The organism is Nocardioides pymetrozini, assembly GCF_046058985.1.
Classification (GTDB): Bacteria; Actinomycetota; Actinomycetes; order Propionibacteriales; family Nocardioidaceae; genus Nocardioides.
The window spans coordinates 59,640-80,395 of the sequence record NZ_CP175556.1 but is presented as its reverse complement, the minus strand read 5'-3'; the positions used below and the strand labels follow the sequence as shown (position 1 = coordinate 80,395).

At 71.4% G+C, this 20,756-nt stretch carries 23 protein-coding genes; 5 read left to right on the top strand and 18 right to left on the bottom strand.

What is annotated here, in order from left to right:
* Positions 1-24: 24 nt before the first annotated feature.
* The gene (locus tag ACJ5H2_RS00395; protein WP_408897580.1) at positions 25-573 is read right to left on the bottom strand and encodes a hypothetical protein; all 549 of its coding nucleotides are present in this window, start codon (positions 571-573) and stop codon (positions 25-27) included.
* A 128-nt stretch (positions 574-701) separates the two neighbouring features.
* Positions 702-1,166, bottom strand: a complete 465-nt coding sequence (locus tag ACJ5H2_RS00390; RefSeq protein ID WP_408897579.1) for an Lrp/AsnC family transcriptional regulator — start codon at positions 1,164-1,166, stop codon at positions 702-704.
* A gap of 83 nt (positions 1,167-1,249) precedes the next feature.
* Here ACJ5H2_RS00390 and ACJ5H2_RS00385 point away from each other — a divergent pair, with 83 nt between their 5' ends.
* The gene (locus tag ACJ5H2_RS00385; RefSeq protein WP_408897578.1) at positions 1,250-2,251 is read left to right on the top strand and encodes a DMT family transporter; all 1,002 of its coding nucleotides are present in this window, start codon (positions 1,250-1,252) and stop codon (positions 2,249-2,251) included.
* Here ACJ5H2_RS00385 and ACJ5H2_RS00380 read toward each other — a convergent pair.
* The 8 genes from ACJ5H2_RS00380 to ACJ5H2_RS00345 all read right to left on the bottom strand — a co-directional run bounded on the left by ACJ5H2_RS00380 (position 2,137) and on the right by ACJ5H2_RS00345 (position 10,437).
* Positions 2,137-3,933: a lipase family protein gene (locus ACJ5H2_RS00380; RefSeq protein ID WP_408897577.1), complete on the bottom strand. Its 1,797-nt coding sequence runs from the start codon at positions 3,931-3,933 to the stop codon at positions 2,137-2,139. The genes ACJ5H2_RS00385 and ACJ5H2_RS00380 overlap by 115 nt on opposite strands.
* Positions 3,934-4,079: 146 nt before the next feature.
* Entirely contained in the window at positions 4,080-5,414 is a 1,335-nt protein-coding gene (locus tag ACJ5H2_RS00375; protein WP_408897576.1) for an MFS transporter, read from the bottom strand.
* A 72-nt stretch (positions 5,415-5,486) separates the two neighbouring features.
* Complete coding sequence (locus ACJ5H2_RS00370) at positions 5,487-5,999, bottom strand: flavin reductase family protein (protein ID WP_408897575.1); 513 nt, start codon at positions 5,997-5,999, stop codon at positions 5,487-5,489.
* A 13-nt stretch (positions 6,000-6,012) separates the two neighbouring features.
* Positions 6,013-6,369: a cupin domain-containing protein gene (locus ACJ5H2_RS00365; RefSeq protein WP_408897574.1), complete on the bottom strand. Its 357-nt coding sequence runs from the start codon at positions 6,367-6,369 to the stop codon at positions 6,013-6,015.
* Positions 6,366-7,838, bottom strand: a complete 1,473-nt coding sequence (locus ACJ5H2_RS00360; protein WP_408897573.1) for a 4-hydroxyphenylacetate 3-hydroxylase family protein — start codon at positions 7,836-7,838, stop codon at positions 6,366-6,368. The genes ACJ5H2_RS00365 and ACJ5H2_RS00360 overlap by 4 nt, the downstream gene beginning before the upstream one ends.
* A complete protein-coding gene (locus ACJ5H2_RS00355) occupies positions 7,838-8,530 on the bottom strand; it encodes a DUF2848 family protein (RefSeq protein WP_408897572.1) in 693 nt (230 codons plus the stop codon). The genes ACJ5H2_RS00360 and ACJ5H2_RS00355 overlap by 1 nt, the downstream gene beginning before the upstream one ends.
* Entirely contained in the window at positions 8,527-9,363 is an 837-nt protein-coding gene (locus ACJ5H2_RS00350) for a nitrilase-related carbon-nitrogen hydrolase (RefSeq protein ID WP_408897571.1), read from the bottom strand. Before ACJ5H2_RS00350 ends, ACJ5H2_RS00355 begins: the two co-directional genes overlap by 4 nt.
* A gap of 93 nt (positions 9,364-9,456) precedes the next feature.
* Positions 9,457-10,437, bottom strand: coding sequence for an AraC family transcriptional regulator (locus tag ACJ5H2_RS00345; protein WP_408897570.1), 981 nt, complete (start codon positions 10,435-10,437; stop codon positions 9,457-9,459).
* Positions 10,438-10,609: 172 nt separating this feature from the next.
* Here ACJ5H2_RS00345 and ACJ5H2_RS00340 point away from each other — a divergent pair, with 172 nt between their 5' ends.
* Positions 10,610-10,918, top strand: coding sequence for a DUF1360 domain-containing protein (locus ACJ5H2_RS00340; protein WP_408897569.1), 309 nt, complete (start codon positions 10,610-10,612; stop codon positions 10,916-10,918).
* 48 nt (positions 10,919-10,966) lie between these two features.
* On the opposite strand, the gene ACJ5H2_RS00335 is transcribed toward ACJ5H2_RS00340, so the two are convergent.
* Positions 10,967-12,520 carry an aminotransferase class I/II-fold pyridoxal phosphate-dependent enzyme gene (locus ACJ5H2_RS00335; protein ID WP_408897568.1) on the bottom strand — a complete coding sequence of 518 codons (1,554 nt, stop codon included), beginning with the start codon at positions 12,518-12,520 and terminating at the stop codon, positions 10,967-10,969.
* A gap of 264 nt (positions 12,521-12,784) precedes the next feature.
* Between ACJ5H2_RS00335 and ACJ5H2_RS00330 the strand changes: the two genes are divergently transcribed.
* Positions 12,785-13,924: a zinc-dependent alcohol dehydrogenase gene (locus ACJ5H2_RS00330; RefSeq protein ID WP_408897567.1), complete on the top strand. Its 1,140-nt coding sequence runs from the start codon at positions 12,785-12,787 to the stop codon at positions 13,922-13,924.
* A gap of 16 nt (positions 13,925-13,940) precedes the next feature.
* Positions 13,941-14,519, top strand: coding sequence for a hypothetical protein (locus tag ACJ5H2_RS00325; RefSeq protein WP_408897566.1), 579 nt, complete (start codon positions 13,941-13,943; stop codon positions 14,517-14,519).
* Positions 14,520-14,559: 40 nt separating this feature from the next.
* Here the strand turns inward: ACJ5H2_RS00325 and ACJ5H2_RS00320 are convergent, their stop codons facing one another.
* From ACJ5H2_RS00320 to ACJ5H2_RS00290, 7 genes are all read right to left on the bottom strand, one after another.
* Entirely contained in the window at positions 14,560-14,721 is a 162-nt protein-coding gene (locus ACJ5H2_RS00320; protein WP_408897565.1) for a hypothetical protein, read from the bottom strand.
* Entirely contained in the window at positions 14,718-14,909 is a 192-nt protein-coding gene (locus tag ACJ5H2_RS00315) for a hypothetical protein (protein ID WP_408897564.1), read from the bottom strand. Before ACJ5H2_RS00315 ends, ACJ5H2_RS00320 begins: the two co-directional genes overlap by 4 nt.
* 110 nt (positions 14,910-15,019) lie before the next feature.
* A complete protein-coding gene (locus tag ACJ5H2_RS00310) occupies positions 15,020-15,406 on the bottom strand; it encodes a VOC family protein (RefSeq protein ID WP_408897563.1) in 387 nt (128 codons plus the stop codon).
* A gap of 254 nt (positions 15,407-15,660) precedes the next feature.
* Positions 15,661-16,629 carry an MCE family protein gene (locus tag ACJ5H2_RS00305; RefSeq protein ID WP_408897562.1) on the bottom strand — a complete coding sequence of 323 codons (969 nt, stop codon included), beginning with the start codon at positions 16,627-16,629 and terminating at the stop codon, positions 15,661-15,663.
* A 124-nt stretch (positions 16,630-16,753) separates the two neighbouring features.
* Complete coding sequence (locus ACJ5H2_RS00300) at positions 16,754-17,956, bottom strand: NAD(P)/FAD-dependent oxidoreductase (RefSeq protein WP_408897561.1); 1,203 nt, start codon at positions 17,954-17,956, stop codon at positions 16,754-16,756.
* A complete protein-coding gene (locus ACJ5H2_RS00295) occupies positions 17,953-18,150 on the bottom strand; it encodes a ferredoxin (RefSeq protein WP_408897560.1) in 198 nt (65 codons plus the stop codon). The genes ACJ5H2_RS00300 and ACJ5H2_RS00295 overlap by 4 nt, the downstream gene beginning before the upstream one ends.
* A 5-nt stretch (positions 18,151-18,155) precedes the next feature.
* Positions 18,156-19,181 carry a cytochrome P450 gene (locus tag ACJ5H2_RS00290; protein ID WP_408897559.1) on the bottom strand — a complete coding sequence of 342 codons (1,026 nt, stop codon included), beginning with the start codon at positions 19,179-19,181 and terminating at the stop codon, positions 18,156-18,158.
* Positions 19,182-19,469: 288 nt separating this feature from the next.
* Between ACJ5H2_RS00290 and ACJ5H2_RS00285 the strand changes: the two genes are divergently transcribed.
* A complete protein-coding gene (locus ACJ5H2_RS00285; protein ID WP_408897558.1) occupies positions 19,470-20,711 on the top strand; it encodes a PucR family transcriptional regulator in 1,242 nt (413 codons plus the stop codon).
* The last annotated feature ends 45 nt before the right edge of the window (positions 20,712-20,756 follow it).

The following is a 20,756-nucleotide window of genomic DNA, read 5'->3' as shown; positions in this document are numbered from 1 at the left end:
GGGGTCCGAGATGGGTCGCGACGGTCAGAAAGCGTCTGCGACCTTGATGGTGTCCCAACCGGCGACGGTCTCACCGTCGCCGAAGCAGTCCATCTTGGACGACTCCCCGACCTGCATCTCGTTGCTGCTGCAGGTCACCTCCAGGAGGACGTCGGTGCCCTTGTAGAAGCGGAAGGTGAACAGGGCCGAGCGGCCACCTTCGATGTCGTCGGACTCGACGGCGGTCACCTTCATGTCGACGATGTTGGTCCCGCCGAACTCCTCCTCGGCGACCTTCCAACCCGCGGCGACCTCGTAGCCGTCGTGCGTGAACGCCGCACCCTCGGAGACCTCCTTGGGCTTGTCGTTCTCCGCCTCCTCCTTGATCGCCTTGTCGACCTCTTCGGCGACCTCGTTGGCGCCGATGCCCACCACCGCGAAGCATCCTCCGCACAGCAGGATCAAGCCGGCAACGACGGCGATGATGATGTTGCGCGCCAGATGGCTCTTCTTCTGCGGGGGCTGCTGCCCGTAGTACGGCTGGCCGCCTTGGGGCGGGTACGGTCCGGGCGGTGGGGGCGGCTGGTCGCTCATGGCGTTGCTCCGACTACTCAAGGGTCAAGACGGGCGCGACCGTAGCGCCTGGGTCCGGTCCTCTGCAGGCGATTGACCAGACTGGCCCTTGGCACGGGTCGTAGATCGCACGACCTCCCTGAGCACGCTCAAGGCAGGGCCAGCGGCGAGACCGGCTTCGTCGTACCGAAGGCGAAGGTGGTCTCGATCGAGGCGAGCGAGGGGATGCCGCGCAGCCGGTCGCGGAGGAACTGCTCGTAGGCGGCGAACGACTCGACCACCACCTTGACCAGGTAGTCCTGGTCGCCGGCGAGCAGATAGGCCTCGGTGATCTCGGGGACCTCCCGCAGCTCCTGCTCGACCGCGTCGACGACCTCGGCGGTGTGCGAGGAGAGCGTGAGCCGGACGAAGGCGGTGATGGCCAGGCCGACCGACTCCGGGGCGACGACCGCGCGGTAGCCGGTGATGATCCCCGCCTGCTCGAGGGCCCGGACCCGGCGTAGGCAGGGCGACGGGGAGAGGCCCACCCGGTCGGCGAGCTCCTGGTTGGTGAGGCGGCCGTCGAGCTGGAGCTCGAGGAGGATGTGCTGGTCGATGGCGTCGAGGGTCGTCACGAGGCAGATTCTGCTACGGATCCGCCACAGAGCGGCAGATTCGGCAATCGCATGCCGTCACGGTTTCCCTAGCGTTGCTCCCCGTGACGAGAGCGACGACACCGGGATCAGGTTGGGCCGCGCTGGGCGCCACGGTGCTGCTGTGGGCGTCCTTCGCGCTCTCCTCGCGCGCGATCGGCGACTCCAGCCTGACGGCGTACGACGCGGCGCTGTTGCGCTTCGGCGTACCGCTGCTCGTGCTCGCGCCGCTGCTGCCGCGCACCGTGCGCGCGCTGGCGCGCGAGCGCGCCTCGACCGTCGTCCTGCTGCTCGCGGGCGGGCTGCCGCACTATCTCCTCTTCGCGTTGGGTGCCGACCTGACGAGTGCGGGCCTCACCGGGTTGCTCGTGCCGGGCACCGTGCCGCTGTTCGTCACCCTCCTCCTGCTCGGCAGCCGACGGGTCCCGGCGCGGGGCTGGGCCGCCCTCGGCGCGATCGTCGCCGGGGTCGCGGCGAGCGCGACGGGGGTCGGCGACGGGGCGGGACTCCCCGGGATCGCCGTCCTCCTGCTGGCGGGGGCGGTCTGGGCGGTCTACACGCTCGGCCTCCAGCGCACGGCGCTGCGGCCGCTGGAGCTCGTCGTCGTCGTGTGCGCCGGATCGGCGGTGGGCGGCCTGCTGTTGGTCCTGGCCGGTCCGGCGCCGAGCCACCTGCTGGTCGGCAGCGTCCGGCTCACCGACCTCCTGGGCTTCGTGCTCCTGCAGGGCATCGGGACCGGACTCCTGTCGACCCTCTGCTACGCCCATGCCGTCCGCACCCTCGGCGGTGGCACGGCCGCCGTCGGCGGCGCGCTCAGCCCGGTCGCCACGGCGGTCCTCGCCGTGCCGCTCTTCGGGGAGGCCGTCGGTCCGGGCCTCGCGTCGGCGCTGGTGCTCGTCGTCGCCGGCGTCGTCGGCTTCCACGCCCCGCCGCGCCCGCGCGGCCGTCCCGATCAGCAGGTGCTCCTCGCGGGCTCCCCGGCGAACCGGGCCTCGGTCCAGGCGAGCAGGTCCGTGACGAACGGCGAGTCGTCTGCCACCACCGACAGGTGGTCGCGCCCCGCGTAGGTGCGGTAGTCCAGCGCCTGGCCCGCCCGGCAGCGCTCCCGGACGTAGCGGGCCTGCATCTGCGGCAGGATCAGCGGGTCGTCGCCTCCCTGGCCGATGAGCACCGGGACACCGATCGGCCCGCGCGGCACGTTCTGGTCGAGCCGGTCGCCGAGCGGCCCGGTGGACGGGTCTGTGCGGAACATCGGCCCGCGTGCGGCGAGGGCGGTGACCAACGACACCAGGGTCGTTCGCATGGGCAGGCAGCGGCGCGACACCGCGTCGTAGACCAGCCGCATGCGCGGGTCGACGTAGGCGTCGACGCTCACGTCGTCGTACGTCTCGGCGTAGGCGCGCAGGAGGAACGAGCCCATGATCTTGCCGAACACGTCGTCGACCAGGGCCGGGATCAGCGCACGCACCTCGGTCGCGGGCGCGGCCGCCGCGACCCCGACCAGGTCGATCTCACTGGTGTGGGTCGCGGCGAGGGCTCCGGTCCACAGGGCGGCGTGGCCGCCCTGGGAGTGTCCCCACACGACCGTGCGCGGGGAGAGGTCGAGACCGTCGATCTCCCGCGCCGCGAGCACCGCGTCGAGACCGGCTCGGCCCTCGACCTCGCCGACCAGGTAGCTCTGGGCACCCGGCGTCCCCATGCCCGGATAGTTCGGCCCGACGAGCACCCGGCCGCGCTCGAGCTGCTCCCGCAGGGCGGCGACCGGCGCGGCGAGCGGGGACGGCTCGGGCAGCAGGGTCGGCGCGCAGCTGATGTCGGCGCCCTCGGTGCCGTGGTCCCACAGCACCACATCCCCCGGACCCGGCGGCGGGGTGTCCGGCGCCATCACGAACGCCGTCGCCGTCGTGGGATCGCCGTGGGCGTCGGTGGTCGTGTAGAGGATCAGCCAGCCGCGCGCCCCGTCGGGCACGCCGTGGGAGTACGGCGTGCTCTTGACCAGCCGGCCCGGCTCCCCGGGAACCGCGCTGTCGGCCGCCCGGTACGCCGCACCCGGACGCGGCGTCTCCTGGTGCAGCACGAGCGTCACGGCGAGCAGGGCGAGCGCGCAGAGCAGGGCGGTCCCACGCCCGGCGACACCCAGCGCCCCGAGCGGACGCCGGTCGGACGCGCCGTCCTGCCCCGCGCTCCGCCCGTCCGCGGACCTCGTCCGGTCACGCCAGGCACGGAGCACCTCGGAAGCCCCGAAGCCGACCAGCCGCAGACCGAAGGCGACGCCGACCACGAGCAGCGAGACGTCCGGCCAGACCAGCGCCAGCGTGCCGAAGACCGCCCAGGCCGAGCCACCCGCGAGCCGACCGATGCGATCGACGCTCCGCCAGGTCGTGCCCGCGGCGCGGGTCGCCGTCGCGAGCTCGTGGACGCCATGCGCGACCAGGCTCACACCCACGATGACCGCGAGCGCGTCGACGGTGAGGCGCGGCCACGCGACGAGGAGGACCGCCGCCGCGACCAGCCCGACGCCCACCACGACGCCCACCGTGCTGCGGTCAGCGCTCGACAGACGATGCAGTCCTTCGAGGAGGAGGCTGAGCGCCACCAGCGCGATGAGCAGCGCGAGGGACTCCAGGGGGCGGGTCAGCACGAGCAGGCCCATCACGGCCACGACCAGACCGAGGATCACCCGCGTCCGCCAGCCCAGCTGCGGGAGACGGCGTGCCTGGGCGGCGAGCAAGCCGATCAGCCATCGCATGGCCCGATCGTCGCAGTCCTGTGACGATCTCGCCGAAGGATCACCAACCAGCGTGTCGCGCTCTCCCCGACGCCGGTGGGAACACGGCAGCCTGTCGCCCGGCACCTCGTGCCGGGCGACAGGCGCTGATGCGTGGCGGGCCGAGATCAGTGACCGATGGTCGCCAGGTCGGTCTCCCGCGTCTCCTTCGCGATGAGCGAGGCGACGAGCGAGACCACGCCCATGGCGGCGAGGTAGGCGCCGATCGCGTAGCCGGTGTCGAACTTGGCGTAGAGCCAGATCGCGATGATCGGGGCCAGCGAGCCGGCGAGCACGGAGGCCAGGTTGTAGGCCAGCGAGACGCCGGAGTAGCGGACCTCGGTCGGGAACAGCTCGGAGAAGAAGGCGCCGATGACGGCGCTGAAGGCGGCGAAGATGAAGAGTCCGCCCGCCACCGCGACGATGATCAGACCCGAGTCCTTGGTGTCGAGGAGCGCGAAGAAGACGAACGCCCACACGATGGTCGCCACCGATGCGAACAGGTAGATCGGGCGCCTGCCGACCCGGTCGGCGAGGATCGCGATCAGCGGGATCGCCACGACCGCGACGCCCTGGCCGATCATGACCGCCGTCAGCGCGACGGACTTGTCGAGGTCGAGCATCTTGGTGACGTAGGTGATCACGAGCAGCGAGTAGATGTAGAAGCCGGCGTTCTCGCCGAAGCGGGTCGCGGCGGCGAGCAGCACCATCCGCCAGTGCCGGGTGACCACGACCCCCGCCGGCAGACCCTTGGGGGCGCTGTCGGCCTTCCTCTGCGCCTCCTCGAACATCGGGGTCTCGGTGACGTAGAGCCGCAGGACCAGGCCGATCACGACGAGCAGGGCGGACAGGGCGAAGGCGATCCGCCAGCCCCAGGACTGGAACGCGTCGTCGGACAGGGTCGCGCCGAGGACGGCGAGCACGCCCGCGGCCATCAGGTTGCCCAGGGGCGGGCCGACATTGGGCCAGGAGGCGAAGAAGGCCCGCCGGGTCGAGTCCCCGTGCTCGGAGACGAGGAGGACGGCCCCGCCCCACTCGCCGCCCAGTGCGAAGCCCTGCACGAGGCGCAGGAACACCAGCACGATCGGGGCCGCGATGCCGATGGTCCCGTACGTCGGGAGCAGCGCGATGAGGAAGGTCGCCACACCCATCAGCAGCAGGCTCGCGACCAGGGTCGCCCGCCGGCCGCGACGGTCGCCGTAGTGGCCGAGCACGACCGCGCCGACCGGACGCGCGACGAAACCGACCGCGTAGGTCGCGAAGGCCAGCACCGTGCCCATCAGCGGGTCGGACTCGGGGAAGAAGAGCGCCGGGAACACCAGCGCCGCGGCGGTGCCGTACAGGAAGAAGTCGTACCACTCGACGGCCGTGCCCGCGAGGCTCGACGCCGCGATGACCGGCAGGCTGGTGTGTCCTCGCCGCTGTCGCTGGTTGTTAGGTTGTTCGAGGGTTGCGTTGGACATGTGTCTCTCCTGAAGGGTGCGTGTCCGGTGACCTCGCCCCGGTGGCTGTTGCCGCAGCCGCCGGGGCAACGCTTAGAAGAACCAGTGCTCGGGCTCGTGCCCGTGCTGCTGGATGTCGCTGAACCTGCCGCCGAAGAACCCGAGCGGCTCGCCGTCGCGGGTGTCCAGGCCGATGACCGCGCCGAGCACGATGGTGTGGTCGCCGGCCTCGACGACCCGCTCCACGTCGCACTCCAGGTGCGCGAGAGCGCTGGGTACGACGGGGACGCGGTGCTCGGCGTACTCGAGCTCGAGCCCGGCGAAGTGGTCCTCGCCGCGGGCCGCGAAGCGCAGCGCGATCGCCTGTTGGCGCCGGGAGAGGATGTTGACGACGAACCGCCCGGAGGCCACGGCGGCCTCGGCCGTGCGCGCTCCGTGGTTGAAGCACACCAGGAGCAGCGGCGGGTCGAGGGACACCGAGGTCAGCGAGTTCACGGTCATCCCGTGCGGCAGGCCGTCGTGCTCGGTGGTGATCACGGCGACGCCGGTGGCGAAGCGACCCATGGCCTGGCGCATCGCCATCGGGTCCACGAGGGGCGCGGTCATCGTCGCCATCTCCTCAGTCCTCGGTGCGAGCGTGGTAGCGGACCTCGTAGGTGGTCACGCCCTCGTCGGTGCGCCACGGGCCGTGCGCCATGCCGGGCGGGCGGCAGGCGAACTCGCCGGCCACGAAGGTCCGGTCCAGGGTGAGGTCGTGGAAGGAGCCCTCGATGATGTAGACCTCCTCCCAGAACTCGTGCCTCTGCACGCCGAGCTCGGTCGAGTCGGCGCCCGGCTCGTAGCGCAGGATGCGGGTCGCCACCCCTCCGACGGGGTCGGTCGCGAGGACCCGCTCCTTGATGAGCGGGTTGTCGCCCGGGCACAGCGTGTACGGGACGTCGGTGACCGGCGTGAACTCGATCTCGGGCTTGCTCACAGTGCGACCTCCTGGAGGGTGGGGAGCTCGCTGACGCCGTACGACGCCAGGAACTCGTCGACCGCCGCGACCGGCCGGTCGTAGTCGTAGTTGCGGAAGGCGTAGCCCTTCACCACGAAGGGCGCGCCTGAGTAGAAGAGCTCGTAGCTCTGGTGGCGGCCGGCGAACTCGCTCCCGATCGCGTCCCAGGCCAGCTTGAAGAGCTGGACCCGCTCGGCCGACGAGATGCCGGGGCTGGAGACATAGCGCTCCATGTCCTCGGCGGTGTCGGGGTTCTCGAGCTCGGCGACCGACGAGGGGACCTGCAGGACTCCCCCGCCGACGAGCTCGCGCAGGATCCCGACGACCCGCGGGTGCAGCTCCGCCTGGAGCCCCATCGCCGCGTACAGCGACTGCGCGCCCGGCCGGAAGAGGCCCTGCTCGTCGGCGGCCGCCGTGAACTGTGCGGCGTGCAGGGCCGACTCGACCACGGACACCAGGCTGGCCAGCTCGCCGAGCTTCTCCACGACGCCGGGGAACCGGTCGACGCCGTTGACGGCGGCCACCTTGCGGGCGATGCCGGCGAGGAAGCGGAGCTTGGTGGCGAAGCGGATCTGGGCCTGGAAGTTCCCGAGGACGTGGGCGCCGGTGTCGAAGAACTGCCGGCGTAGGCCGGGCACGTCCTTGTAGACGAAGACGTCGCGCCACGGGATGAAGACGTCGTCGAAGACGAGCAGCGCGTCGGTCTCGTCGTAGCGCGAGGTCAGCGGGTAGTCGAACTCGCTCGTGGCACCGGTGGCGTACGGACGCCGGCAGTAGAGCTTGAGGCCCTCGGCGGCGACCGGCACCGTGAAGGAGATGGCGAAGTCGGCGTCCTCCGCGGTCAGCGGCTTGATGCAGGAGACCAGGATCTCGTCGGCCACGGCGCCGCCGGTGGCGAGCATCTGGGCGCCGCGCACGACGATGCCGTCCTCACGCTCCTGCGTGACGCCGACCTGGATGAAGTCGCCGTCCCAGGCGTGCGCGGTCGTGGCCCGGGACACCTGCGGGGGGATGATCGCGTAGGAGACGTAGAGGTCGTTCTCGATGACCCGGCGCTGGAACGCCGCGACGTTGTCGGCCAGTCCGCGCTCGTCGGCGAACGCCTCCGGGTGGGCCGCGAAGGCCGCGACGAAGGCGCCGACGTGGTCGGGGGACCGTCCGACCCAGCCGTTGGTGTGGTCGGCCCAGACCTGCGCGGACGATCGCCACGCGTGGAGGTCCTCGGCGCTGCGTGGCGCGAGGAACAGGCGGTTGACCGGGCTGCCGGTCACCGGGTCGGCGACCTGCATGCCGTGGGCCGGGTCGGCGGCGAGGTCGAAGAGCTCGCCGACGGTACGGGCGATCGGCGCGAAGGCCGGGTGAGTGGCGACGTCCTCGACGGGGCGGCCGTCGACGATGACGCGCCGGCCGTCGGCCAGGGAGGCCAGGTAGTCGGTGCTGGTGCGCATCAGTTGCTCCTCGCAGAGTCGGGGACAGAGACGGTGTAGGTGAGCTCGAGAGTCGGCCGGCCGGGGACCTGCAGCTCCATGCGCCAGTCCCGGCCGTAGCGGAAGGTGCCGTCGATCAGCGGCCGGGTGCCGCCGAAGAGCACGAGGGCGACGTCGGCGCTGCCGCCGATCTGGTCCCACTCGGCGAGGACCTGGGTGATCGGCAGCATCGACGCGAGGGTGCCCTCCTGGTACAGCTTGCCGTCGACCCAGCTGCGGACCGTGATCGCGTCCCAGTCGACGAGCGCCGGCGGGTCACCCAGCTCGATCACGGTCGAGGCGATCGGCTTGGGACAGGCCGCCTTGGAGAGCTGGATGCCGACGGTCTCCATCTCCCGGTCGGTGTGGTCCGAGCCGACCGTCAGGTAGTAGGTCCCGTTGGCCCGGATGAGGACGGGCTCGACCTCGCCGGAGGTGGCGCTGCCGCTCACCTCGACCTCGCCGGCGGTGGTCAGCCGGTCGACGTCGAGCGGGTAGAAGGCGGGGATCGACTCCGGCTCCGGTACGCCGATCGCGGCGAGCTCGTCGATGTGGTGGCGGACCGCCTCCTGGTCGCGGCCGGTGTAGCCCGCGACCACGAGGTGGCTCGGGGCGATCTCGACCTCGGCACCGTCGACGGTGGCGAGGCGCAGGCGCGTCGCGGTCGTGCTCATGCGTACTCCTTCGTGGGGGTGTTCATCGGGTCGTGCGCGGGGCGGCATGCCGGCCACCGGCGGTCGGCCAGGGCGGGGAACTCGGCGCGGAGCCGGCGCGGGAGGCTGGGGTCGAGGTCGGCGTACGTGAAGCCCTCGTCGGCACCCGCCTCGACGAGCACCTCGCCGGTCGGGGCGACGACCCGGCTGTGGCCGGCGAGGGCGACGCCCTGCTGCTCGCCGACTGCGTTGCAGGCGATGAGGCTGACCTGCTGCTCGACGGCGCGGACCGAGGTGAACAGGCGCCAGTGCTCGACCCGGGCCGCGGGCCAGGCGGCGCAGACGACGACCTGCTCGGCACCCTCGTCGACGAGGCTGCGGTACAGCTCGGGGAAGCGCAGGTCGTAGCAGGTCGTGATGCCGGTCGCCGGCCCGACGACCGGGCCGAGCCCGAGGCCGTCGCCCGGTGTCAGCAGCTCGGACTCCCGGGAGCCGTAGCCGAAGAGGTGGACCTTGCGGTACCGGGTCACGACACCGCCGTCGGGGCCGACGACCACCGAGGTGTTGTGCAGGCGGCCTTCGGTATCCACCTCGACGAAGCTGCCGAGGTGCACGAACGTCTGCAGCGTGACGGCCCAGGTCCGGGCCGCGCCCAGGGTCGGGCCCTCGAAGGGTTCGGCCCGTGTGGCGTACTGCTCGAAGGAGAAGTAGCCGGCCGTCCACATCTCCGGCAGCACGAGCAGGTCGGCGGCGCGCAGGCCGGTCTCGGAGAGCACCGCGTGACCGACGCGGGCGATCCGCTCCGCGACGGACTCGTCGTCCGGGCTGGCGATCTGGAGGAGGGCGATCCGCATGCCCCCAACCATCATGTGACGGGGGACACACCCGATATCGGATGTGCGCAGGCCGGCACTCGGAATCGCGCCGTCCGGCGGTGCGTGGGCAGGTCAGCGGTGGGAGGCGAGCAGGGCGGACGGCGTGACGCCGTACCGGGCCCGGAAGGCGGCGCCGAACTCGCCGAGGTGGAAGAACCCGCAGCGGTAGGCCACGTCGGTGACCGACAGTCCGGGGGCGCCGCTGGCGAGGAGGGCGTGGGCACGCTCGAGGCGCTGGGCGCGCAGCCACTGCACCGGCGAGGCGTCCAGCTCGCGGCGGAAGGCGGCCTGCAGGCTGCGCACGCTCATGCCGCAGGCCTGGGCCACCTCCGTGACGGTGACCGGCTCCCCCAGCCGGTCGATCATGAAGTCCACCGCCTGGCGCACCCGCGCCGACACCGGCCCCACCCCGTCGGGCCCGGTGGACGTCCGGTTGTTCGGCTGGGCCAGGAGCAGGGTCTCGATGATCAGCCCCTCCAGCTGCCACAGCAGCTGGGGCCGCTGCTCGACCGCAGCGGTGTCCACCAGGCTGACCGCCGACTCCAGGAGACCGTCCAGGCTGACGACGCCCTCGTGCAGCGCGAGGTCGAAGTGGACGGGGCCGACCTCGCCGGTCAGCGCCGCCGCCACCGCCTCGACGCGGGTGCGGTCGAGGCGTACGACGACCTGGTCCCAGGCGGTGTCGAAGCGGAACTCGAACTCCCGGTGTGGCCCGATGATGACGCCGCGGTCGCGCTGGGCGACCGCCTCGAGGTCGCCGTACCGGAAGCGTCCGGCGCCGGCCACCGGCAGGGTGAGGAGGTAGTCGTCGAGGACGCCGTCGCCCGAGCTGACGGTGACCTCCGCGCCGTAGCGCAGCAGGTTGACCGAGACGTCGCGCAGCGGCACGTGGGTCAGGCTCGTCGCGAGCCGGCCACCGCCCGCGCGGACCGTGAGCGCGTGGGGCCGCAGCGTGCCCGTGCAGGCATCGACCACCTCGTCGGCGTCACCGGTCTCGCTGAGGACGGAGCGGCCTCGGCTCGCCGTGAGCCGCGCCAGGGACGGAGCTCCCATGACACCCCCGCGGCTCGGCGGGCACCTTCCGTCGGCGCCCCGGACACTGCCGATGATGATCGCCGCGCAGCGGTGCGTCAACGAGCGGCGACTTCCGCGGTCTCGCCCGGCTACACGTCCAGCCGTCGGGTACGGCGAGCCAACGCCCACCACGACGAGGAGCACCCCCTTCATGACCCACCATCCCGGATCCGCCGCCCTCAGCCTCGCGGCGGACGGGCTCGCGTCGTACCGCCTGATGCGGCTGTTGCGCGACGACCGGATCGCCGCGCCGCTGCGCTCCGCCGTGCACGAGCGCTACGGCGACGTGGAGGAGTCGAAGGTCGCCTACCTCCTGCAGTGCCCCTGGTGCCTGTCCTTCTGGTTCGGCGCGGGCCTGACCCTGGCTCGCCTGCGCTGGCCGCGTGCCACCGACGTCGTCGCGCGGACCCTGGCCATCTCGGCGCTCACCGGCCTGGCCGCCGAGCACCTCGACGAGTGAGGAAGAGGAGGCGAGTGAGGCCGCGGCGCGCTCGCGTCATCGTGGAGGTCACGCCACCACGCGCATCTCGGCCAGGCTCTCGTCGGTCGCGCCCTCGACCATCGCACCCCGCGCCACGACCTCCTGCAGGTAGTCGACCGCGGCCCGGGTCAACCGCTCACCCGGGGCCGCGACCGGGATGCCGGGCGGGTAGGGGCAGACCATCTCCGCCGACACCCGGCCGACGGCGGAGCGCCACGGCACCATCTCGGTCCGGCCCAGGAAGGCCTCCCTGGGCGCCATCACCGTCGTCATTCGGATGTCCGGCAGGCCGGTGACCTGAGGAAGGGACAGCGGTCGGCTGCCGCGATGCCCCTCGGACAGCGCGGACAGCGCGGCGCACAGCCGGTCGATGGTGGCCTCGGCGTCGGCGAAGGTGATCAGCGCCATGAGCCGACGATGGTCGGCGAGCTCGAGGTGCAGGCCGTGCCGCTCCTGCAGCCAGTCCCACGCCTCGAAGCCGGTGAGACCGAGACCGACCACGTCGAAGGTGACATGGGTCGCGTCGAGTGCGTGGGCGCCAGGGCCGGCGAGAACCTCCTCGCCCATCAGGTCCAGCCCGTCGAGGGCCGCGACGTGCTCCCGGACGCGGTGCGCGTGGTCGATCGCGCGGCCCAGGAGCTCCTCCCCGTGGTGCTGGAACCGGTGCCGCGCGGCGTCGATCGACGAGAGCAGCAAGGGCGAGGCACTCGTGGACTGGGCGAGCTCGAAGACCAGGGAGAGTCGCTGCGGGTCGATCCGCTCACCCTTCCTGCTGAGCACCGAGGTCTGGGTGAAGGCGTCGAGCGTCTTGTGGACGCTCCCGATGGCCAGGTCGGCACCTGAGGCGATGGCCGAGCTCGGCAGGCGACTGCAGAAGCTGTAGTCCAGGCCCCAGGCGTCGTCGGTGACCAGCGGGACCTCATGCGCGTGGGCGGCGCGCGCCAGGCCTTCGACATCGGCGCTGACCCCGTAGTACGTGGGCGTGAACACCAGGGCGGCCACGGCCTCGGGATGCTCCCGCAGGGTGCGGTCGAGCGTGGAGGGGTCGACGCCGTGGGCGACCTGCCAGCGCTCGTCGTACTCCGGCTCGACGTACACCGGCAGCGCGCCGGACAGGACGAGCCCCGAGAACGCCGACTTGTGCCCGTTGCGCGCCATCACGAGCGTCTCGCCCGGCCGCACCGCGGCCATCATCGCGACGTGCACGTTCTCGGTGCTGCCGTTGGTCGAGAACATCGTCTCGTCGGCCCCGACGGCCTGGGCGAACAGCTTCATCGCGGTCGGCTCGACCTGCCACGACTGATGGCGGTTGTCGACGCCCTTGTTCATGCCCACGTCGGCGCGGAATGCCTGCTCGCCGGACCACCGGCTGGCGTGCGGAGGGACGTCGGTGTTCCCCGAGCGATGTGCGGGGATGCCGAAGGACAGATCGCCGCGACGGTGGAAGTCCTCGATCGCCTCGCCGATCGGCATCGTGGCGGGGTCCGAGGCGACCGGCCCCCGCTCCGCCTCGCGTTCGGCCTTGCGTCGGTTCCTCTCGCGCTCGAGGTCGAACCACTGGCCGCGGGTCTCGTCAGACATGGGAGCGCGGTACCCCTGGGCTCCGGTTCGCAGTACCTGGCGAGCGCGGGCGACGCCGTCCGGATCCGCTCCGGCTAGGACTGGCCGCACCGGGTACGCCTTGATCAGGTCGTCCGGCACCTGTCCAGCACGCCGACGCCGGACACCCGTCTCCCCCGCCCCTCGACCACCACGGAGCGCGTCCATGACCACCGCCCACCGGTCCGCCGCACCATCCCGCCTCACCGAGCGACGCGGCGGGACGGTGGACGCACGATGAGAGCGATGGTCTACCGCGGTCCCTACCGGATCCGCGTCGAGGAGAAGCCGCGTCCGCGCATCGAGCATCCCGGCGACGCCATCGTCCGGGTGGAGCTCGGCGCCATCTGCGGCTCCGACCTGCACCTCTACCACGGGATGATGCCGGACACCCGGGTCGGCAGCACCTTCGGTCACGAGTTCATCGGGGTCGTCGACGAGGTCGGTCCGGCCGTACGCCGGCTGCAGGTCGGCGACCGCGTGATGGTCCCCTTCAACGTGTTCTGCGGGTCCTGCTGGTTCTGCGAGCGGGGGCTGTACTCCAACTGCCACAACGTGAATCCCAACGCGACAGCGGTGGGCGGCATCTACGGCTACTCACACACCGCGGGCGGCTACGACGGCGGGCAGGCCGAGCTGGTGCGCGTGCCCTTCGCCGACGTGGGCCCGACGGTCATCCCGGACTGGATGAGCGACGAGGACGCGCTCATGTGCACCGATGCCCTGCCGACCGGCTACTTCGGCGCGCAGCTGGGCGACATCGCACAGGGCGACGTCGTGGTGGTGTTCGGCGCCGGTCCGGTGGGCCTGTACGCCGCCAAGAGCGCGTGGCTGATGGGCGCCGGGCGCGTCATCGTCGTGGACCACCTCGACTACCGCCTCGCAGCCGCGACCACCTTCGCCCATGCGGAGACCCTGAACTTCACCCACGTCCGCGACGTCGTCGTCGAGCTCAAGAAGCGCACCGACCACCTCGGCGCCGACGTCGTCATCGACGCGGTGGGCGCCGAGGCGGACGGCAACCTGCTCCAGCACGTCACCGCGGCGAAGCTCAAGCTGCAGGGCGGCTCGCCGATCGCGCTCAACTGGGCGATCGACGCGGCTCGCAAGGGCGGCACGGTCGGGATCGTGGGCGCCTACGGACCGATGTTCAGCCTGGTGAAGTTCGGCGACGCTCTCAACAAGGGGCTGACGCTGCGGATGAACCAGTGCCCGGTCAAGCGTCAGTGGCCGCGGCTGTTCGAGCACATCCAGGCCGGCCGCCTGCGACCGAGCGAGCTCATCACCCACCGGGTGCCCCTCGACGACATCGCCGAGGGCTACCACATCTTCTCGGCCAAGCTCGACGGCTGCATCAAGCCGGTCGTCGTACCGAACGCCGTCTGAGGCAGAGGAGTCTCCCATGGTCGACACGCCGTACGCCGGGACCGGTCGGTCCGGCATCCCGTCCGCCGACGAGCTGCGAGCGCGCATTCCGGGCTGGGGGGCCGACCTCGACCCCGCGGACCGGCCCGCCGTGCCTCGGGAGGTCGACGGCCGCCTGGCCGGAGCGCCAGGCGACGCTCCGGTGTCGCAGGCCGAGGACCAGCCGAGGGAGCGCTCGATCGAGCACGCCCGCCTCACCCCCGTCTACGGGACCAGCGTGCCGCTGCGCGGGCTGTCGGGCGTCGTACGACGCGCGGCGTACGCGCGCTTCAGCGAGGCGCGGGCCGCGCACTGGCTGCTCCTGCTCCTCGCCGACCGCGTCGACGTCGTCGAGCAGACCGCAGCCGCCGCGTTGCGCGGGCGGCCCGACAACCTGCTCGCCGAGACCGGAGTCCGCGCGGAGCTGACCCGGGACGGCTGGGGCTCCCGCGTCGGTCGCTCACGCGCGGACGTCCGCCACCACCTCGTGGACCCGGTCGTCGTGCTCGGCCCGTGGGCGGTCGTCCTGTGGACCGCCGGCCGCTGGCTGGCCCGGCGCCGCCGCCACGCGACGTGACGGCGACCGTCGCCGACTCCCCGCCGGGGCGGCGAGGTGCCTAGTCCGGAGGCTCGGGAAAGCCTGCATCGGCCGCGGGCGCCGACGCCGCCAGGTCGGCTCGTCGCAGCCCGTCGACGTCGACCAGCGCTGACTCGAGACGCTCCACGGTGCCCTGCGCGTGGAGGAAGGTGCACGGCGCCACCGCGCCCTCGCCGCTCACAGCCGGACGATCAGTCGGGCGGCCCGGTGCCGCAGCCGGAGCCTGCGGGCCGCGTCGCGGCGCGCGCCGAGATCACGGAACTGCGCCAGCTCCTCGTCGGTGGGAGCCCGGCCGATGAGGCGGATGAAGTGGTGCACCGCCGGCCGGTCGCTCTCGCGGGTGCTGGGCGTGGTCGTGTCCTGAGCCATGACGACTCTCCTGGGGAGCTCGCGCGTCGGGGAACGCGCAGGATGGCGCCGCCGGGTTCTGAACGGGCCTGGCCCTCGGTACCCGGCGTCCGCGAGCCCATTCGGGGGCCTCAGCCGAGGAGGTCCCAGAGGTTTCCCCACGGGTCTCGGAAGACGCACACCCGGCCGTAGGGCTCGTCGCGGACCGGGCGGACCAGCTCGCATCCCGCTGCCGTGATGCGCTCGAGGGTGCCAGGGAAGTCCTGCACGCGCAGGAACAGGCCCACCCTGCCTCCGAACTGGTCGCCGACGACCGAGGCCTGTCGATCGCCGTCCGCCCGGGCCAGCACGAGCCCCGGCCCGCCGTCCGGTGGCCGTACGACGACCCACCTCTTCGGGCGGCCGTCCGTCGTCGTCGACGGCGAATCCTCGGCCAGGACGAAGCCGAGCGTCCTGGTGAAGAAGTCGACCGCCCTGTCGTAGTCGTCGACGAGGAGCGAGAACAGTTCGATCGGCATGACCCGGACACTAGGGACCCTCACCCCCGGCGTGTCGAGGCCGACGTCCGGGCTCACCCCCGAGATGAGGAAGGCCCCCGGTCATCCCTGGGGCCTCTCACGTGCGCGAGAGGGAGTTGAACCGTGACAGCCCTGCGCTCGATCACGCCCGAACGCCCGTCCCGCCGCGACCCCACCGTAGTCGAGGGTGTAGCGGCGGGCAGACAAGCGACGGACTGGATCGACGTCTCCATTCAGAGCAGCAGCCCCCATGATCAGTCTCTCGACGCGGCCGGAAGCGGCGGGAGGTTGAAGATGTACCCATCGAGCCAGGGTCCGTTGCCGGTGACGCTGGCGAACACACGAGCGAACGGCGCAAAGGTCCTGAGGCTTGCATCGATGTTGTCCTCGTTCTTCTTCAGGACTGCCAGCACTGAGTCGAGGTGCTTCAAGGCCGGTGCGACATCCGCCTGGGCTTCCCCGATCAGCTCAGTCAGTTCACGGCTCATGTCAGCAGTGGCAACGAAGAGCTTGTGAATTGCGGCGCGCCTACCAAGAAGGGCCCGAAAGAGCCCATCGGCATCGCGCATCAGGGACACGATGTCGTCGTCTCGGCTCGCGAGCACGCGGCTGACTCGGGCGACGTCGCGAAGCAACCGCTCGAGCTGGGCGTCGCGGGTGGCCACCGTCCGTGCCAGTCCCGAAACCCCACGCAGGGCAGCACGGAACTTCTCCGGCGTGTTACGAGTCAGGTCTGCGAGCATGGTCAACGACGCGGCGAGCTGGTCCGTGTCGATCGCACCGGCTCGTTCGGACAGGCCACTGAATGCGGCGACCACGTCGTAAGGCGCCGTGGTGCGGGACAAGGGAATGACATCCCCCTCTTCCAGCTCGCCCTGCCCAGCCGGCTCGAGAGCCAGGAGCATGGCGCCGAGGAGGGTGCGCACCTTGATGACCGCTCGGGTCTCGGACCCGAACTCGGTGGCGCCGTCCACGTCGAATCCCACGCGAACCCGCGCGTCGACGAGCGCAACCTCGGTCACCTTGCCCACCCGGACCCCAGCCACCAGGACGGGATCATCGAGCTTGAGCCCACCCAGATCGGCGAACTCCGCGTAGTAGGTGTCGCCGCCTACGAACGGCAGGTCTCTTGCCCGGACGCCGGTCACGAGGGCGAGGCAGATGAGGAGCAGGCCGACCGCGCCGATCCGAACCGGGTCGCGACCCCGGAACGGCGTCGTCACGCGACCCCTCCAGCAGCAGGCGCTCGAACGCCACGCTCGACGATGGCGGGGCATACGTCCTCCTTTTATCTGACGCAATCGTCAACCACAGACCCGCCGGCGTCAACATTCCCTGACGAGATCGTCAGTCTGAGGGCTCGCCTGGCTCGGAGTTGCGGCCGGATCGTCCGCGCGCCTCAGGCCGGTACGGCTGTCGTGTCATCGCTCGTAGGCGGCCGACCGGGATCTTCCGGCCGTAGGCGACGACGGTCGACGCGGTGCCGGGGGCGTCCCAGCGCAAGGTGGCGTCGCCGGCGTCGAGGTCTCCCTCCACCGAGGCCGGAGGTCCGTCGACGGGGAGCGGACCCGCCACCTTGATCGCGAGGCCGAGGATCTCGGTCCAGAAGTAGTCGTCGGTGGGCCCTTGTTCGCTCGGCTCGCCCAGCATGGATGCGGCTGCGACCTTTCCCTGGGCTACGGCATTGGACCAGTAGGGTGTTCGGCGGGCTGGGTCGCCTTCGCGCGGGACGAGGTAGGCGACGTCGCCTGCCGCGAACACGCCGGGGATAGCTGTGGCGCATCGTTCGTCGATCGCGACCCCGAGCCGGTCCGCGAGCCCGGTCCCGGCCAGCCAGCCGACCGCCGGGATGTCTCCGGCACAGGTGACGACGAGGTCCGCCGTCAAGGTGGTCCCGCCGGGCAGTGTCACGCCGTTGACCGGGTCCCCGGAGAGCTCCACCGGTCCCGACGCATGAAGCAGACGTACGTCGTGCCGCGCGGCGCGCTCGGCCAGGCGGTCGGAGAGGTAGGAGCCGAGCACCCGGCGCAGCAGTGGCTCGGTGTCGACGACAGTGACCTCCACACCGCTCGCCACGAACGCGCTGGCGACCTCCATCCCGAGGAAGCCGGCTCCGACGACGATGGCGGTCTTCGAGCGACGGATGCCTTCGCGGATCAGGCGCGCGTCCTCCAGCGTCCTCAGTACCCTTTCGCCGCGCTGGGCGGGCGAGGCGAGGCGCCGCGCCGTCGCGCCGGTCGCCACCAGGAGGGCGTCGTACGGCACGGCTCGTCCGTCGGCGGTCGCGACGACCCGCGCAGCGGTGTCCAGGACCACGGCCGGCGATCGGACGAGATCGAGGTCCAGGTCAGCCTGCGGGTAGGCGAGGGTGGTCTCGGCGGCCGGGTTTCGCAGAACTCCCTTGGAGAGCGGCGGCCGGGCGTAGGCACCTTCGACCTCGCGGCCGATCATCGTCACAGAGCCGTCGTAGCCGCGGCGCCGAAGCTCACGGGCTGCACTGAGCCCGGCGATCGCCTCCCCCACGATGACGATCGACGCGGGGTGGGTCATGGGGTCTCCCGCAGGGCCGCTACCGGGCAGGATGCGATCGCAGCACGGCCGTGGGCGTGCTGGTCGGGGGGCACCTCGGAACCCTCCGCGTGGTAGGTCAGCTCTGCCTCGTCGTCAAGGGAGAACAGGTCGGGGGCCTGCTCGGCACACAAGCCGTGGCCCTCGCACCGGTCGTAGTCGACGTCGATCTTCATCGTGGTCACCTCGTGGGGATCAGCTCGAGCGGGAGGTGCTCGAGGCGGTGGATGATGTTGTTGACCGCCCACACGGGCTCTCCGGTGAGCTCGATGCGATCGACCCGGTCGAGCAGGTGGCCGAGGATGGAGCGGATCTCGAGCCGGGCAAGACCCTGTCCCGCGCACCCGTGCGTGCCGTGGCCGAAGCCGAGCTGTTGGGTTGCGTCCCGGGTGATGTCGAAGGAGTCAGGGGCGTCCCAGACGAGCTCGTCCCGGTTCGCCGACGCGAACATGACGAGCACCCGGCTTCCGGCAGGCAGGTCGGCGCCGGCGACGGTGGTGTCCCGGGCGACCTGGCGGCTGAAGGCTCGCAGGGGCGATTCCAGCCGGACGACCTCGTTGATCGCGTTCGAGAGCAGTGCTCGGTCGGCCCGCAGCGCCTGCCACTGCTCGGGGTGAACGGCGAACAGGTACAGGGCGCTGGCAATGGCGCTGAGCGTGGTGTCGATCGACGGTGCCAGGTAGTCGACCAGCAGCTTCGGACATCCGGACGCATCCAGCCGCCCCTCGTCGACGGCCTTGAGAAGATCCGCCCCCAGGCTCCCTTCTCGCAAGGTGCGACGCTTGGCGACGGTGCGCGCGTAGCGCAGCATCTGCAGGCTCGGACGCGCGGCGCGGATCGCCTGGCCGTTGAGAGGCCCCAGCGCGTCGAACGTGGCCGCGCCCCAGGCCAGCAGTTGGTCGCGTCCCTCTTCGGGCCAGCCGATCAGGTTGGGGACGATGGACATCGGCAGCGCCATCGCCAGCTCCTCGACACCGTCAATCCTGCGGCGCTCGAGCGCGTCGAGGACGACCCGCTCGGCTTGCTCGCTCACGTCGTCGTGCATCGCCCGCAGCGCGCGTGGGGTGAGTCGGTGTGCCACCAGGTTGCGACGCTCGGCGTGCTCGGCTCCGTCGCTGTTCAGCGTCGTGCCGCGAGAGAACCGGTTGGTGATCGGGTTCAGCCCCACGCCTGCTCCGGAGACGAAGGTCGCGTCGTCGAGCAGCACGGACTTGCACTCGGCATAGCGCGGGAGGGCGTACGCCTTGTGCCGCTCCAGCCACACGACGGACCCCTGACTCCGCAGCCAGGCGTAGCGGGGATACGGGTCCAGGATCACCGAGCGCGTGTAGAGGTCGTCGGCGTGGCTGGGCAGGAACCTGTTCGACATTGACACTCCTCGGCGTGGCTGATCAGGCTCCGAGTGTGTGCCGGACCCCGGGTGGGCCGGAAGTGCGTTCTGCTGTAGTTTGTGTCTTTGACTATGCATCATGCACAGGGCGCGCTGGAGGTCTCCATGACCAGTTCTGCATCGGTTAGGGAATGGGAGCCACCGTCCGCCGACGTCGCGGAGGTGCTCAAGCAGGCGGTGCTGCTGATGCTCGACGAAGCCGAGGAGCTCCTGGCTGCGATCGACGCCGCGACTTTCGAGGTGAACCGGGAGTTGCTGGAGCTGGCGCCGACACTCATGGACCCACTGCGGGCCGCCAGCCGATCTAACGTGATGGTCTGGGCGACGGCGAATCTCCGCAAGCCTGGGCTGCCCGTCCCTGCCAACCTGAGCCCGGAGAACCTCGACTTCGCGCGTGATGTCGTGCGTCACGGGTTCGACGAGACGATCCTCAGCGGGTTCCGGATGGGTCAGAACCTGGCCATGCAGGCAGCGACGGACGTGGCGTTCCGCGTCACCAAGGACCATGCCGCGCTGCACGCGCTGCTGAGCACTGTGTCCCGGTCGATCTTCGCCTACGTCGAAGACACCCTCGAGGGGATCACCACGACGATGCGCGCTGAGCGATCGCAGCTGCGCGACGCCGCCAACGCCGAGCGGGCCGAGGCGGTGGCGCTCATCGTCGAAGGATCGCCGATCTCCGAACGACGGGCCTCCCAACTTCTCCAGTACGACGTCGGGCGGACCCACACTGCGGCGATCGTGTGGGCCGACGGCGCACCGGCCGACGGGGGGCTGGAGGCCGTGACGAACCGGCTTGCGCGGGCCGCCGGTGCAGCCCGGCCGTTGACCCTCCCGATCGGACCCTCGACCGTCTGGGTCTGGCTGTCCGGCGGCGCCTCGGCAGAGGTCGGGTCGCGTATCCCGTCCGACGCGGACCTGGGCGATGTCAGGATCGCAGTCGGACGCCCCGGCAGGGGACTCGACGGCTTTCGCAACAGTCACCGGGAGGCGATCGCGGCACAACGACTCGCTCGGCGGCTGGCGCTTCGGCACAACGTCACCACCTACGACGAGGTGGAGGTCGTCGCTCTGGCGACGGCCGACGAGGACCAGGCACGCACGTTCGTGGCGCGCACGCTGGGCCCGCTGGCCGGCGCACCGGCAGAGATCCGGGAGACGCTCCGAACCTATCTTCGTCACGAATGCAGCCTGACCCGCACGGCCGACGCGGTGTTCGCGCATCGCAACACCGTTGCGGCACGGTTGGACAGAGCTCGCGCGCTCTTGCCTCACGAGCTCGTCGGCCGCACGCTCGAGGTATCCCTCGCGCTCGAGGTCTCACGTCTCACCGGTCCGGCCCAGTGACGGGGTCGTCGGCACAGGGATCAGCCCGCTGCTCGGTGGTGGGTA